The sequence below is a fragment of the Enterobacter sp. FW301-JW81 genome, assembly GCF_058788735.1.
In genome coordinates this window covers 1,088,715-1,104,115 of the sequence record NZ_JBYTBA010000001.1, presented here as the reverse complement: position 1 = coordinate 1,104,115, position 15,401 = coordinate 1,088,715, and the positions used below count along the sequence as shown (strand labels likewise).

Genomic DNA, 15,401 nt, shown 5'->3' with positions numbered 1-15,401 from the left:
CGTTCAGTAGAGTAGCCCTAAAAATACTCTGGAATTCATTTGAACCGCTATGTTCCTGTTAAAACGACTCAGCATCACGACGGTATTTATCCTGGCAGGCTGCGTCTCGCTGGCCCCTGAATACCCGCGCCCGGCGCCGCCGGTGCCCCAGCAGTTTTCGCTCTCGCGTAACGGCCTGACGCCTTCGGCATCAGGGTATCAGGACACCGGCTGGCGCAATTTCTTCGTCGATCCTCAGATAGCAGGATTAATTACAGAAGCCCTGAAGAACAACCGCGATATCAAAATGGCCGCCCTGAAGGTGGAAGAAGCCCGGGCACAGTTCAGCGTGACGGATGCGGATCGTTATCCTCAGCTGAACGCCTCCTCGGGCATCACCTACAGCGGAGGGCTGAAGAGTGACAAACCCACCACGCAGCAGTACGACGCGGGTCTTGCGCTTAGTTACGAACTCGACTTTTTCGGCAAGCTGAAGAACATGAGCGATGCCGACCGACAAAACTTTTTCGCCAGCGAAGAAGCCCGCCGCGCGGTGCATATTTTGCTTGTCTCTAACGTGTCGCAGAGCTATTTCAACCAGCAGCTGGCGTATAAACAGCTGCGCATCGCACGGGAAACGCTGAAAAATTATCAGCAGTCTTACGCGTTCGTTGAGCAACAGCTGGTGACGGGCAGCACGAACGTCCTGGCGCTGGAGCAGGCCCGGGGGCAGATTGAAAGCACCCGGGCAGATATTGCCAAAAGAGAGGGGGAGCTGGCGCAGGCCAATAATGCCCTGCAGCTGGTCCTCGGAACGTATCGCGCGCTGCCGGGCGACGGCGGAATGAACGCCCGCGATATTGCGCCGGTAACGCTGCCGCCCGGTCTTTCATCGGCAATACTGCTGCAGCGTCCGGATATTATGGAGGCGGAGTATCAGCTTAAAGCGGCCGATGCGAATATCGGCGCGGCGCGCGCCGCCTTTTTCCCGTCCATCTCCCTGACCAGCGGGCTTTCTACAGGCAGCACGGAATTATCCAGCCTCTTCACGTCCGGCAGCGGCATGTGGAACTTTATTCCCAAAATAGACATTCCCATTTTTAATGCGGGCAGAAATAAAGCCAACCTGAAGCTGGCCGAAATTCGCCAGCAGCAGTCGGTTGTGAATTACGAACAAAAAATTCAGTCCGCTTTTAAACAGGTCGCCGACGCGCTCGCGCTGCGGGACAGCCTCAGCCAGCAGCTTGCTGCGCAGCAGCGGTATCTTGATTCGCTAAACATCACCCTGCAGCGTGCCAGTGGGTTATATACCAGCGGCGCGGTGAGCTATATCGAAGTATTAGACGCGGAACGATCGCTGTTTTCCACGCGGCAAAACATCCTCGATCTTATTTATGCCCGGCAGGTTAATGAAATTAATCTCTTCACTGCGCTGGGCGGCGGCTGGGTCGAATAACCTCATTTAAAGAAAAGGAATATAAACATGCGCAATTCACTTAACGCCGTTGTATTTGGTGCAATCATTATGTTTTCCGCCGGCCTCCAGGCCGAGGCTCATCAGCACGAAGGGATGAGTGCCGTCAGCGAAGGAAGCTCAGAGCAGATCGTCGCCGGGACGGGCATCGTGAAGGACATCGATCTCACGAACAAAAAGGTCACGATTGCTCATGAAGCCATTCCGGAAATTGGCTGGCCCGCGATGACCATGCGCTTCACCTTTATTCAGGCCGACGAGAGCATCAAGGCCTTAAAAGTCGGCAGCCGCGTTAATTTCTCATTTGTTCAGCAGGGCAATCTCTCTTTACTCAAGAGCATTAAATAGCGAGAAACGGCATGGCCTCTTTAAAAATAAAATATGCTGCCGTGATAGCCAGCAGCCTTATCGCGGGAGGGCTGATCTCGGTGACGGCATGGCAGGCTCTGCATTCATCGGCAAAAACAGAAAATAGCGCGCCGGAAAGAACGGTGCTTTTCTGGTATGACCCGATGAAGCCCGACGTTAAATTCGATAAGCCCGGTAAGTCGCCGTTTATGGATATGGATCTGGTGCCGAAATACGCGGACGAGAATGACGATAAAAGCGGTGCCGGTATCCGTATTGATCCGACGCAGGTCCAGAACCTGGGGTTAAAAACGCAAAAGGTGACGCGCGGAACGCTGAATTATGCCCAGACGATCCCGGCGAACGTCAGCTATAACGACTATCAGTTTGTGATTGTGCAGGCGCGCGCGGAGGGTTTCGTTGAGAAAGTGTACCCGCTGACAATCGGCGATAAGGTGAAGAAAGGCACGCCGCTGGTTGATATCACGATCCCGGACTGGGTCGAAGCGCAGAGCGAGTTCCTGCTGCTTTCCGGCACCGGCGGTACGCCCACGCAGATAAAAGGGGTTCTCGAGCGGCTTAGGCTGGCCGGCATGCCGGACGACGATATCCAGCGGCTGCGCGCGACCCGCGCTATTCAGACCCGCTTTACCATCAGGGCGCCTATCGACGGGGTCATCACGGCCTTTGACCTGCGCACCGGCATGAATATTTCGAAAGATAAGGTAGTGGCGCAGATTCAGGGGATGGATCCGGTCTGGATCGGCGCGGCGGTCCCTGAATCTATTGCTTATCTGCTGAAAGACACCTCGCAGTTTACCGTTTCGGTACCGGCTTATCCGGATAAAGCCTTCCCGGTTGAAAAATGGAGCCTTCTGCCGAGCGTGGATCCCACCACCCGGACGCTGCAGGTGCGCCTGCAGGCCTCTAACAGGGATGAGCTGCTGAAGCCGGGCATGAATGCGTACCTGAAGCTGAATACCCAAAGTCAGGAGATGCTGCTGATCCCGTCTCAGGCGGTTATCGATACCGGCAAAGAGCAGCGCGTCATTACCGTTGATGCAGAGGGGCGCTTTGTGCCGAAGCCTGTCCACGTTCTGCATGAATCTCAGCAACAGTCCGGTATCGGCTCTGGCCTGAATGAAGGGGATTCGGTGGTGGTCAGCGGTCTGTTCCTGATTGACTCGGAGGCCAATATTACCGGCGCGCTGGAGCGCATGCGCAAGTCTGAACCCGCTGACGACGCGCATTCAGGCCATTAAGGAGACGATGATGATTGAATGGATTATCCGGCGATCGGTCGCCAACCGTTTCCTGGTGATGATGGGCGCGCTGTTTCTCAGCGTCTGGGGGACATGGACCATCATCAACACGCCGGTCGATGCCTTGCCCGATCTGTCTGACGTTCAGGTGATTATCAAAACCAGCTATCCCGGCCAGGCCCCGCAGATTGTTGAAAACCAGGTGACCTATCCGCTCACCACCACCATGCTGTCGGTTCCCGGCGCAAAAACCGTGCGCGGGTTTTCTCAGTTTGGTGATTCGTACGTGTACGTTATTTTTGAAGACGGGACCGATTTGTACTGGGCCCGTTCTCGCGTGCTGGAGTACCTGAACCAGGTGCAAGGCAAACTGCCCGCCGGCGTGAGCTCCGAAATCGGCCCGGACGCCACGGGTGTGGGCTGGATCTTTGAGTATGCGCTGGTGGATCGCAGCGGAAAACACGATCTCGCAGAGTTGCGCTCGCTGCAGGACTGGTTTCTCAAGTTCGAGCTGAAAACTATCCCGAACGTCGCCGAGGTGGCGTCGGTCGGCGGCGTGGTGAAGCAGTACCAGATTCAGGTCAACCCGTTAAAACTGTCTCAGTACGGCATCAGCCTGCCGGAGGTTAAGCAGGCCCTTGAGTCCTCTAATCAGGAAGCAGGGGGATCGTCAGTTGAAATGGCGGAAGCGGAGTATATGGTCCGCGCCAGCGGCTATCTGCAGACGATGGACGATTTCAATAACATCGTCCTCAAAACCGGCGAGAACGGTGTGCCGATTTACCTGCGCGACGTTGCCCGCGTGCAAACGGGGCCGGAAATGCGCCGCGGGATTGCCGAGCTGAACGGGCTGGGTGAAGTGGCGGGCGGCGTGGTGATCCTGCGCTCGGGCAAAAACGCGCGCGAGGTCATTACGGCGGTAAAAGATAAGCTGGAGACGCTGAAGGCCAGCCTGCCGGAAGGCGTTGAGATTGTGACCACCTACGACCGCAGCCAGCTTATCGACCGGGCCATTGATAACCTGAGCGGCAAGCTGCTCGAAGAGTTTATCGTGGTGGCCATCGTCTGCGCGCTGTTCCTCTGGCACGTCCGCTCCGCGCTGGTGGCGATTATCTCTCTGCCGCTTGGCCTGTGCATCGCCTTTATCGTCATGCAATTCCAGGGGCTGAACGCCAATATTATGTCCCTGGGCGGTATCGCCATCGCCGTTGGCGCGATGGTCGATGCCGCCATCGTGATGATTGAAAACGCGCATAAGCGGCTGGAAGAGTGGGATCGTCAGCATCCCGGGGAAGACATTGACAACGCCACGCGCTGGACCGTGATCACTAACGCTTCCGTTGAGGTTGGTCCGGCGCTGTTTATTAGCCTGCTGATCATCACCTTATCCTTCATTCCGATTTTTACCCTTGAGGGTCAGGAAGGGCGGCTGTTTGGCCCGCTGGCCTTCACGAAAACGTACGCCATGGCGGGCGCGGCCGCGCTGGCCATTATCGTCATTCCGATTCTGATGGGGTTCTGGATCCGGGGGAAAATCCCCGCGGAGAACAGTAACCCGCTGAACCGGCTGCTGATCGCAGCCTATCATCCGCTGCTGCTTAAGGTGCTTCGCTGGCCAAAAACCACCCTGCTGGTTGCGGCCTTGTCCATCTTCACGGTTATCTGGCCGCTGAGCCAGGTGGGCGGCGAGTTCCTGCCGAAGATTAATGAGGGCGATCTGCTGTATATGCCGTCAACGCTGCCGGGCGTCTCTCCGGCAGAAGCGGCGGCGCTGCTACAGACCACGGACAAGCTCATCAAAACCGTTCCTGAAGTGGCCTCTGTGTTTGGTAAAACGGGTAAGGCCGAGACAGCAACGGACTCCGCGCCGCTTGAAATGGTGGAAACCACCATTCAGCTTAAACCCGAGGACCAGTGGCGGCCCGGCATGACGATTGACAAGATTATTGATGAACTCGACAAGACGGTTCGTTTGCCTGGCCTGGCGAACCTCTGGGTACCGCCGATCCGCAACCGGATAGACATGCTTTCCACCGGGATCAAAAGCCCGATAGGCATCAAGGTGTCAGGGACCGTTTTGTCGGATATCGACGCCACGGCGCAGAGCATCGAGACGGTAGCCAAAACGGTGCCGGGCGTGGTGTCGGCCCTGGCTGAACGTCTGGAGGGCGGGCGCTACATTGATGTCGATATCAATCGGGAAAAAGCCTCCCGCTACGGGATGACGGTGGGCGATGTGCAGCTGTTTGTTTCATCGGCCATCGGCGGTGCGACGGTGGGTGAAACGGTGGAAGGCGTCGCGCGATACCCGATTAACATTCGCTATCCCCAGGACTACCGGAACAGCCCGAGCGCCCTGAAGCAGATGCCAATCCTGACGCCGATGAAGCAGCAAATCACGCTGGGCGATGTCGCGGAGATTAACGTTGTTTCCGGCCCGACGATGCTGAAAACGGAAAATGCCCGACCTGCGAGCTGGATCTATATTGATGCCCGCGGCAGGGATATGGTGTCGGTGGTGAACGACATTAAGACCGCCATCAGCCAGGAGATTAAGCTGAGGCCGGGAACCAGCGTCTCTTTCTCCGGGCAGTTTGAGCTGCTTGAGCATGCCAACAGGAAGCTAAAGCTGATGGTGCCGATGACGGTGATGATCATCTTCATTCTGCTCTATCTGGCGTTCCGACGCGTGGATGAGGCGTTGCTGATTCTGATGAGCCTGCCGTTCGCGCTGGTGGGAGGGATATGGTTCCTGTACTGGCAGGGCTTCCATATGTCTGTCGCAACCGGCACCGGGTTTATCGCCCTGGCCGGAGTGGCGGCTGAGTTTGGAGTGGTCATGCTGATGTATTTACGCCATGCCATTGAAGCGCATCCGGCGCTGTCCAGGCGCGAAACCTTCACCGAGCAGGGGCTTGATGACGCCCTTTATCATGGCGCCGTGCTGCGCGTGCGGCCAAAGGCGATGACCGTCGCGGTAATCATTGCCGGTCTGCTGCCCATTCTGTGGGGGACCGGTGCTGGGTCAGAGGTCATGAGCCGGATAGCGGCACCGATGATTGGCGGGATGATCACGGCGCCGCTGCTATCGCTGTTTATTATTCCTGCGGCGTACAAGCTGATCTGGTTGCGCAGGCATAAAAAGCCATAAAAAAACCCGCCGGCAGCGGCGGGATTTTTACGGGATGAATGCTCAGCGCGCCTGGCTAATAAGTTTGCGCCAGGCTCTGTTATGCAGAGTAAACAGCAGCATCTTATAGAAAGCGGTAGAGAGGATACAGCTGCCGCTCAGCCCCAGCATGATAATACTCACCAGCGCTGCGGTCAGGCTGACGCCCGGAGCAGCGCTACCGCTCAGTGCGGTCAGCAGGTAGGCTGCCGTTAATACCAGGCTTATCGCCGCCAGCGTAAGGTGTAACCGCACGGCGCGCATGCTGCCTTTGCCCATCATAAACATCGTCACGCCGTTAATGCCGGCGAACAGCAGGGCGACCAGCACAACCCACGCGAATACGCGTTCGGCCGGCTGGCCGAGTGCGGCGAGTACGCCATACCCCAGCCACAGTTGCGGAATGGCGAAACTGACAATCACCCCAAGCGTACTGACCGCCGCCGGAATACCCATGGTGTGTAGTCCCAGAGGCTTACCCATTTCGTCGGACAGCTGCGTCTTCAGCTGCTGCAGCTGTGTCGGTGCGGCATAGTTTATGCAAGCGGCCACCTCGTTACAGCGTTGCAGGCGAAGGGATATTCTTTTAATCATAAATAATCAACGTTTCAGCCTGTTTCCCTGGAAGCAACAAATGATTAAATTTCACCGGCAGACTTTCTCAGCACGGTAATATCCCTCTTAGGCGACTCACCAAACATCCGCGTATATTCCCGGCTGAAATGGGATAAGCTTTCGTAACCGACAGCATAGGCCGCTGTGGTGACATCGTAATGCTCATTCAGCATGAGTCGTCTGGCTTCATTGAGGCGCAGCCATTTCTGATACTGGAGCGGACTCATTCCCGCAAGCTGCCTGAAATGTCGGTGGAAAGAGGGCGTGCTCATCTGAACCCGACTCGCTAGCTCCTCGATGCGTAAAGGCGAAGCAATATGGGTCTTTAACCAGTCGATAGCTTTACCGATACGGTAGCCATGGCCGTCTACTGCTGCAATCTGTCTGAGATGATCGGACCGATCGCTCATCAAAAGCCGGTAATGTATCTCCCGTTGAATCAGCGGGCTGAGAACAGGAATGGCTTCAGGCTCGTCAAGCAATGAAAGCAGGCGGCAGAAAGGCTCCAGCAAAACATCTGTCATGGTTCCTATACCGACACCTGTTCCCGCATCGCGTTTTTTCACTGGCGGCAGGCCGCCCTGCGTAATTAATTCCATCAGCACGCGTTGATCAAGTTTATAGGCTATGCCGACGCACGGCCGAGATGCTGATGCGTGTAACACTTCCGAACTGGCTGGTAAGTCGAGAGAGGTGATCAGGAATTTTTTCGCATTATAGGTATAAGGTTCGCCTCCAACCCACATTATCTTCTCGCCGTTAGCCACCAGAACGATGCTCGGTGGAACCAAGCAGCTCACCGGAGGGGCAGGTTCGTTCCGCCGGAATAATTCCAGCCCTTCGACAGCAGTGGGAAAATCACCGGTATCGGGCGTGCGCTGAGCAATATTCCGGGAGAGTTCGTCGAGTCGTTTCTCAACCGACTTGTTTGAAATCATTCTGTAACGCCTCACATTTGTTGCGTCTATGCACCCCCGTCAACTTACCTGTTATGAATGCTGAAATATACGGTTTGGCCTCAGGTTAATAGGATCGGGCAAATAATGCAGAGTATTTTAATAACATATTTCTTTAATGATATTCAAAATAGCAACAACGCAACCCGTACCGAATTCGGTTCCTGAAAATTTAATGTAAGGTTTTGATATCATGACGCTAAATTCTTCAACTCGTTTTTTTAATGGTGCACTCCTTGCCGGTGCGATGGCTCTGATTTCAACAGAATCTGCGGTTGCCCAGCCTGCACCAGGCACAGCAGACTCTTCGGCGCGTCTGGTTCAGACGTGGGATAAAACCTTCCCAAGGAGCGACAAAGTGGATCATCAAAAAGTAACGTTTAAAAACCGTTACGGCATTACGCTTGCGGCAGATGTGTATCTTCCTAAAGATCGCGGGAATAAGAAGCTTGCTGCGCTTGTTATTTCCGGGCCTTTTGGCGCGGTAAAAGAGCAGGCTTCAGGCCTTTATGCCCAGACCTTAGCCGAGCGCGGATTCGTGACGCTGGCTTTTGATCCGTCTTATACCGGTGAAAGCAGTGGGGAACCCCGCAATATCGCGTCACCTGATATTAATACTGAAGACTTTATGGCAGCCGTCGATTTTATTGGACTGCAACCTTACGTGGATCGCGAGCGAATCGGTGTCATCGGTATCTGTGGCATGGGGGGGATTGCCCTGAACGCAGTTGCCGTGGATAAACGCGTAAAAGCCGTTGTTGCCAGCACCATGTATGATATGAGCCGCGTGATGTCGAAAGGCTACAATGACAGCGTAACACCTGAGCAACGCGAGCGGGCTCTTGAGAAGATGAGCCTCCAGCGCTGGGAAGATGCGGCAAACGGGAAACCGGCCTACCAGCCAGCTTACAATAAACTGAAGGGTGGGGAAGCACAGTTCCTCGTGGACTATGCGGACTACTACATGACCAAACGCGGATATCATCCACGAGCCGTCAACTCAGGGAACTCATGGTCCGTGACAACGCCGATGTCCTTCATGAATTTCCCGCTGATGACTTACATTAAGGAAATTTCTCCGCGTCCAATCCTGTTTGTTCATGGCGAAAAAGCGCATTCGCTTTACTTCTCCAGAACGGCATATGAAGCGGCAAATCAGCCTAAAGAGCTTCTGATTGTTAAAGATGCCACGCATGTCGATTTGTACGATCGTATGGATAAGATTCCGTTCGATAACATCACGGCATTCTTCAATAAGTATCTTAATAAGCGATAACCTTCTCATTAACCGGTGCAGTGGCCAAAAGGCCATTGCACTTTTATTATTTTGATAAAACCGATTATTACTTTGATAAAAACGGCGCTGCTCGGGAATCATTCTCAGGCAGCGCCGTTTTCGATGGACGCTTTTCACACAACGGCGCGGTTTTTACGCGTGCGCAATCACAAAAACGAACCCTGATGTTCACCTCGTTGATCTCTGGCACAAATCTTGGATTTGTCCGTAGCGATGGGCTTTTCCCGTGGCTACTTACAGGATTGATAATAAGGGGAGCATTATGTGTGCTTTGCGTTCAGCGTCGCCAGGGCGCGTGGATGGGTTGGCGAAAGTCAAAGGAACCGCCATATATGGCGATGATATAACACTGCCGGATATGCTCTACGGCGTTTGTCGCTATGCGGATATTCCCGCAGGAAAAATCGACGAGCTGGATCTTAGCGACGCGCTGGCGGTAGACGGCGTGGTGAGGATTGCCACCTGGCAGGATATTCCCGGCACGCCGGTGGTGGGCGTTATCGTTAAAGATTACCTGCCGATAGTCAAAGACGAGGTGGTCTTTCACGGCGACGTTATCGCCGTTGTCGCCGCAACCACCTATGAAGCGGCGTGCGAAGCAGCCGATAAAATCCACGTGCGCTACATGCCGTATGCGCCGCTCACCGACGTGGAAGCGGCGCTGGCGCCCAATGCACGGCGAATTCACCCGGAGCGCGACGACAATATTGCCGCGCATCACCACACCATTAAAGGCGATATCGAAAAGGGATTTGCTGACTCCCTGCATATCCTTGAACGCGAATATGAGGTCGGCTTCCAGGAACATGCCTATATTGAACCGGAAGTGGTGCTGACCTGGCTGGACCCTACTGACGGCAGCCTGATTATTTCCGGCTCTATTCAGAACCCGCACCGGGTGCGCGGCTTTGTGGCCAAATTTATGGGCTGCCCGCAGAGCCAAATCAACGTCAAGCGCGCGGTCATGGGCGGTTCGTTTGGCGGTAAGGATGACGTTATCGATCATCTTGCCTGCCGCTCGGCGCTTCTGACGCGCCTGACCGGGAAGCCGGTCAAGTTCGCCTATACCCGCGAACAGTCCATCATTGAAAGCTGCAAACGCCACCCCTACAAAATGAAATACAAAGTAGGGCTGAACGACGCCGGACGTATCCAGGCAATGAAAATCGATATTCTGGCCGACAGCGGCGGCTATGCGGCCTCATCGCCGTTTGTCACCTGGCGATCTTCCGTACAGGCGGCTGGCCCGTACGCGATCCCCAACGTTCACATCGATGTAAAGGCGGTGTACACGAATAACAGCTATACCTCTGCGATGCGCGGTTTTGGCTCGCCGCAAGTGGTTTATGCTAATGAATCATTGATGGATGAAATCGCCGAGTATCTCAATATCTCACCGGTTGAAATTCGTGAAATCAATGCATTACGTCAGGGCGATACTTCCGTGACTGGCCAGGTTTTCGATCAGCATACGGTGTCAGCATGCGAGGTGCTGAAAAAGGCGGCCGCCTCGGCGGAATTTATGGCGAAGCGTAAGCATTACCACGCGCTGAACGAGCAAGGCGGCGTGTATCGCTACGGCATTGGGTTGGCGCTCAGCTATCGCGGTTGCTCCATTGGCGCGGAAGGGGTTGATACCTCAACGGCGCTGATTCAGGTCAACGAGGATGGCAGCGTTAATCTCTCTACGTCGGTATCGGAAAACGGTCAGGGCCTACAAACCACGATGTCGCTTATCGCGGCTGAAGCTTTCGGGATAACGATGACCGACATCCACTTCAGCGAACCGCCCACCTCAGTGATTGGCGACGGCGGCTCGACCGCCGCCACGCGCGGGACGATGGTTGGCGGCGGGGCGATTCTGGATGCCGCGGAGAAAATTAAGCGGCGCATTCTGAGCGTGGTGGGCGAGAGCATCGGCGCGACATGCCTTGAAGATACCTGCTGGCAGGACGGTTTTATCATCAATAAACAGGATGATAGCCGGCGCATAGCGTTTAAAGATGCGGTCAATAAAACCAAATGGGCCAGCGTCAGCCTCACCGAGTACGGCTGGTTTGTGCCGCCGCCGATCCACTGGGATGAAGAAAAAGGCTGCGGCAGCCCGTATTTCACCTGGGTATATGGCTGCCAGGTTGCGGAAGTGCGGGTCAACACCAGCACCGGTAAGACCGACCTGCTGCACGTGACCGCCGCGCATGACGTGGGCCAGGTGCTGAACCCGGTCGGTTTTGAAGGCCAGGTATGCGGCGGCATTGCACAGGGCTTTGGCTACGCGCTGCTGGAAGATTTTAATATTGAACACGGGCAGGTGAAGTCTGAGAACTTTGACAGTTACCTGCTGCCGACCATCAAGGACATTCCCTCCATTACGGTGATCGGGGTAGAAAACCCGGATAAAGCGGGCCCGCTGGGGGCGAAAGGCATTGGCGAACCGGCCACCGAGCTGGCGGCCGCCGCCATCAACAACGCCGTAAGCTTTGCGCTGGGCACGCGTTTTAACCACCTGCCGTTGACGCTGGAGCAGGTGATTCTCGGCTATAACCTGAAAAAACCGGCGCGCCAGAGCGAGCTGATGATTGAGCAGGAGAATAAAAAGCAGGTGCTGCGGCTTACCGACGTCACGGTGACGCGGCCGAAGAGTCTGGATGAGGCGCTGGCACTGCTAAAAAGTGACTGTGTCACTGCAATTGCGGGCGGGACAGATGTCATCGTGCAGGGGCGGCTGCAAACCAAACCGGTGAGGCTGGTTGATATCTCCCGCCTCAGCGAGCTGACCGGGATAACGGAAGATCCGCAAAGCCATGAGGTGTCCATCGGCGCAGCGGTCACCTTTAACCGTATTACCGACCATCCGCTGCTGCGCGAACGCTACCCGCTGCTGGTGCAGGCCTGCCATACGGTCGGTTCTCACCAGATCCGTAACCGCGCAACCATCGGCGGCAATATCGTCAACGCCGCGCCGTGCGGCGACTCGATTCCGCCGTCGATTCTTTACGATGCCAGCATCGAACTGCGTTCCCACACCGCCGCCCGCCGCATGTCGCTGGCCGAGTTTCTGCTCTCGGGCTACAAAACGCAACGCCAGCCGGATGAGCTGCTCACTCGCGTGATTCTCCCGGCTCCGGCGCACCCTAAAGCGAAGGGGTTTTACCATCAGTTGGGGCGGCGAAACGCGCTGAACATTACCCGTCAGAGCTTAACCGCGCTGCTGGAGTTCGCTGCTGACGGTACCGTCAGCTACTGTCGGCTGGTCGACGGCGCGTTGTTCAGCAAACCGCAGCGTCTGCTTGACGTTGAGCGCTGTCTGCTGGGGCAGCGCATCACGCCGCAAACCATTGATAGCGCCTGCGAGGTGCTGGACAAGCTGATTTATGCCGCCATCGGCAAACGCTGGTCCGCCGCCTATAAGCAGCCGGTTTTTGTCAGCATGTTCCGCGACATGATGGCGCAGGCATCCGCTCAATAATCAGTGAAAGCAGGGCACCTGGCGCCCTGTCGAGGACAAAACAATGAGTGTCATTAAAGTGAAGGTCAACGGCAAACTGGTAGAAGCCAAAGTTGAAGGCAATATGCGTCTGCTGGATTTGGTCCGCAACACGCTGAAGTTAACCGCAACGAAGGAAGGCTGCTCTATTGGTGAATGCGGCGCCTGTACGGTGATGATGGACGGCAAAGCGGTCTGTTCCTGTCTGGTGCTGGCGGAACAGTGCGATGAAGCGGAAGTCACCACCCTGGAAGGGCTAAACGACAACCCGATTACGCAAAAACTACAGCATGCTTTTGTGGAGAAAGGCGGCGTACAGTGCGGCTTCTGCACGCCGGGCGTGCTGGTCAGTACGACCGCGCTGCTGCAGGAAGTGCCACAGCCGAGTGACGAACAGTTGAAAGACGTGCTGGAAGGGAATATATGTCGCTGCACCGGCTACCAGCCGATTCTTGATTCTATCCACCACGCGTTAAAGTCATAACGCCATGATGGCGCGCCGGGGAGGTTCAGACCTCCCCAACAGCGCCGTTTACGCGTGTCCCTCGCTGCATTCACGCAGCCGTGCTTTGAGCTTCGCATACTCTTCTACAACGTAGCGCTCTGCTGCCGTCTGATCGGTAATTGCCTCTACCCGTACCGCACAGTACTTGTACTCCGGGGTCTTAGTGATGGGGCTGAGGTTTTCCGTGACCAGTTCGTTACAGGCGCCAATCCACCACTGGTAGGTCATGTAAATGGCCCCTTTATTTGGCCGTTCGCTCACGTTCGCCCGGGTAATAATCCGCCCCTTACGCGAGTTCACCCACACCAGCGCCTCATCGACAATGCCTAAACGCGCCGCGTCGGCGGTGTTGATCTGCGCATACCCCGGCTCATCCGCCAGCGCAGAGAGCGCCGAACAGTTCCCGGTCATCGAGCGGCACGAGTAGTGGCCCACCTCGCGCACCGTGGAGAGCACCATGGGAAATTCCTCGGTCAATTTGTCGATCGGCGCTACCCAATCGCAGGTGAAAAAGTGCGCCAGCCCGTCTGGCGTGGAGAAACGATCTTTGAACAGCCATGAGGTTCCCTTATCCGCTGGAGATTCATCGCGACACGGCCACTGCACGTACCCCAGCTCGCCCATTTTCTCATAGGTGGCACCGAAGAAATCCGGACACAGATGGCGCAGTTCATCCCAGATTTCCTGCGTGTTACGGTAGTGCATCGGATAACCCATGCGGGTGGCGATTTCGCTGATAATCTGCCAGTCGGTTTTCAGATCCCACTGTGGCTCCACCGCTTTATAGAAGCGCTGGAACCCACGGTCGGCGGCGGTATAAACGCCTTCATGCTCACCCCACGATGTGGAGGGCAGGATGACGTCTGCCGCAGCCGCGGTTTTGGTCATGAAAATGTCCTGCACAATTACCAGCTCCAGCGTCTCAAACGCCTTGCGCACCGCCGACAGCTCGGCGTCGGTTTGCAGCGGGTCTTCCCCCATGATGTACGCCGCACGGACTTCGCCCTGTGCCGCGCGGTGCGGCAGCTCGCTGATGCGATAGCCGGTATGCGCCGGCAGGCTCTCAACCCCCCAGGCTTTCGCGAACTTCTCGCGGTTTTCGGCCACTTTTACGAACTGATAGCCCGGATAGGTGTCCGGTAGGGCCCCCATATCGCAGGCTCCCTGTACGTTATTTTGCCCGCGAACCGGGTTGACGCCGACGCTCGCTTTGCCAAGATTGCCGGTCAGAATCGCCAGGCTGGTCAGCGCGCGCACCGTTTCGACTCCCTGATAGAACTGGGTGACGCCCATGCCCCACAAAATCGTGGCCGTTCCCGCGCTGGCGTACAGTCGGGCGCAGGCGCGAATGTCCTGCGCGCTAATGCCGGTAATCTCTTCAACCGATTCCGGCGGATAGCCTTCGACAATGTTACGGTACTCCTCAAAGCCTTCAGAACGCCGGACAACAAATGATTTGTCGTAAAGATCCTCCGCAATAATGACGTGGCCAATGGCGTTCAACAGCGCGATATTAGAGCCGTTTTTGAGCGCCAGGTGCATATCGGCGATGCGGGCGGTTTCAATACGCCGTGGATCGCAAACGATAATTTTTGCGCCATTTCGCTTCGCATTAAGCACATGGTTGGCGACGATAGGGTGAGAATCTGCCGGGTTGTAGCCGAAGATAAACACCAGTTCGCTGTTATCAATTTCAGTGATGGCATTGCTCATTGCGCCGTTACCGACCGACTGGTGCAGACCTGCAACCGAAGGGCCGTGTCAGACGCGCGCGCAGCAGTCGACGTTATTGGTACCGATAACCGCGCGGGCGAATTTTTGCATCACATAGTTGGTTTCGTTGCCGGTACCCCGCGAAGAACCGGTGGTTTGAATGGCATCAGGGCCATATTTCGCTTTGATTTCGCTAAGCCGCGTGGCGACGTAATCCAGCGCTTCATCCCACGAGACCGCTTCCAGCTTGCCGCCTCGCTGGCGGCGTATCATCGGCGTTTGCAGGCGCGGCGTCAGAATGCGGGTATCGTGGACAAAATCCCAGCCGTAATAGCCTTTCAGGCACAGCGTACCCTGGTTGTTTTTGCCCATTGCCGCCTCGGCGCGAACGATCCGCCCGTCCTCAACCACCAGCTGCAGCTTGCAGCCAGCGGCACAGTAAGGGCAGACGGTGGTCACTTTTTTCATCATGGTTCTCCAGATAAGCGTGACATCCTAAAAAAACAGCCAAAAATCAAAGCGGCTGCGTACCCCAAAGGCAATGGCCTGCTGGACGGCGGGCAGGGTCATTAACGCCAGCACCAGCAACGCCAGTA

10 protein-coding genes are annotated in these 15,401 nt (G+C 55.9%); 7 read left to right on the top strand and 3 right to left on the bottom strand.

Features of this window, described 5'->3' with window-relative positions; genetic code table 11:
- Positions 1-49 precede the first annotated feature (49 nt).
- Genes AC3WOK_RS05285 through silA form a run of 4 tightly spaced genes read left to right on the top strand, consistent with a single transcriptional unit; the run spans position 50 to position 6,214 of the window.
- Positions 50-1,435 carry an efflux transporter outer membrane subunit gene (locus AC3WOK_RS05285; RefSeq protein ID WP_492354089.1) on the top strand — a complete coding sequence of 462 codons (1,386 nt, stop codon included), beginning with the start codon at positions 50-52 and terminating at the stop codon, positions 1,433-1,435.
- A 27-nt stretch (positions 1,436-1,462) separates the two neighbouring features.
- Positions 1,463-1,801, top strand: coding sequence for a cation efflux system protein CusF (gene cusF / locus AC3WOK_RS05280; protein ID WP_492354088.1), 339 nt, complete (start codon positions 1,463-1,465; stop codon positions 1,799-1,801).
- Between the two features lie 11 nt (positions 1,802-1,812).
- Complete coding sequence (locus tag AC3WOK_RS05275) at positions 1,813-3,063, top strand: efflux RND transporter periplasmic adaptor subunit (protein WP_492354087.1); 1,251 nt, start codon at positions 1,813-1,815, stop codon at positions 3,061-3,063.
- 10 nt (positions 3,064-3,073) lie between these two features.
- Entirely contained in the window at positions 3,074-6,214 is a 3,141-nt protein-coding gene (silA, locus tag AC3WOK_RS05270; protein WP_492354239.1) for a Cu(+)/Ag(+) efflux RND transporter permease subunit SilA, read from the top strand.
- Positions 6,215-6,256: 42 nt separating this feature from the next.
- On the opposite strand, the gene AC3WOK_RS05265 is transcribed toward silA, so the two are convergent.
- Together AC3WOK_RS05265 and AC3WOK_RS05260 are read right to left on the bottom strand one after the other, a co-directional pair.
- On the bottom strand, positions 6,257-6,826 hold the full coding sequence (locus tag AC3WOK_RS05265) for a hypothetical protein (protein ID WP_492354086.1): 570 nt from the start codon (positions 6,824-6,826) through the stop codon (positions 6,257-6,259).
- 44 nt (positions 6,827-6,870) lie between these two features.
- Positions 6,871-7,785, bottom strand: coding sequence for an AraC family transcriptional regulator (locus tag AC3WOK_RS05260; RefSeq protein WP_492354085.1), 915 nt, complete (start codon positions 7,783-7,785; stop codon positions 6,871-6,873).
- 211 nt (positions 7,786-7,996) lie between these two features.
- On the opposite strand from AC3WOK_RS05260, the gene AC3WOK_RS05255 reads away from it, so the two are divergent.
- The 3 genes from AC3WOK_RS05255 to AC3WOK_RS05245 all read left to right on the top strand — a co-directional run bounded on the left by AC3WOK_RS05255 (position 7,997) and on the right by AC3WOK_RS05245 (position 13,071).
- Entirely contained in the window at positions 7,997-9,079 is a 1,083-nt protein-coding gene (locus AC3WOK_RS05255; protein ID WP_492354084.1) for an alpha/beta hydrolase, read from the top strand.
- 283 nt (positions 9,080-9,362) lie between these two features.
- Complete coding sequence (locus AC3WOK_RS05250) at positions 9,363-12,569, top strand: molybdopterin cofactor-binding domain-containing protein (RefSeq protein WP_492354083.1); 3,207 nt, start codon at positions 9,363-9,365, stop codon at positions 12,567-12,569.
- A 43-nt stretch (positions 12,570-12,612) separates the two neighbouring features.
- Positions 12,613-13,071 (top strand): (2Fe-2S)-binding protein, encoded by a 459-nt coding sequence (locus AC3WOK_RS05245; RefSeq protein WP_059310065.1) that lies wholly within the window; start codon positions 12,613-12,615, stop codon positions 13,069-13,071.
- A 48-nt stretch (positions 13,072-13,119) separates the two neighbouring features.
- Here AC3WOK_RS05245 and fdhF read toward each other — a convergent pair whose 3' ends face one another.
- Complete coding sequence (gene fdhF, locus AC3WOK_RS05240) at positions 13,120-15,273, bottom strand: formate dehydrogenase subunit alpha (RefSeq protein WP_492354238.1); 2,154 nt, start codon at positions 15,271-15,273, stop codon at positions 13,120-13,122.
- Positions 15,274-15,401 lie beyond the last annotated feature (128 nt).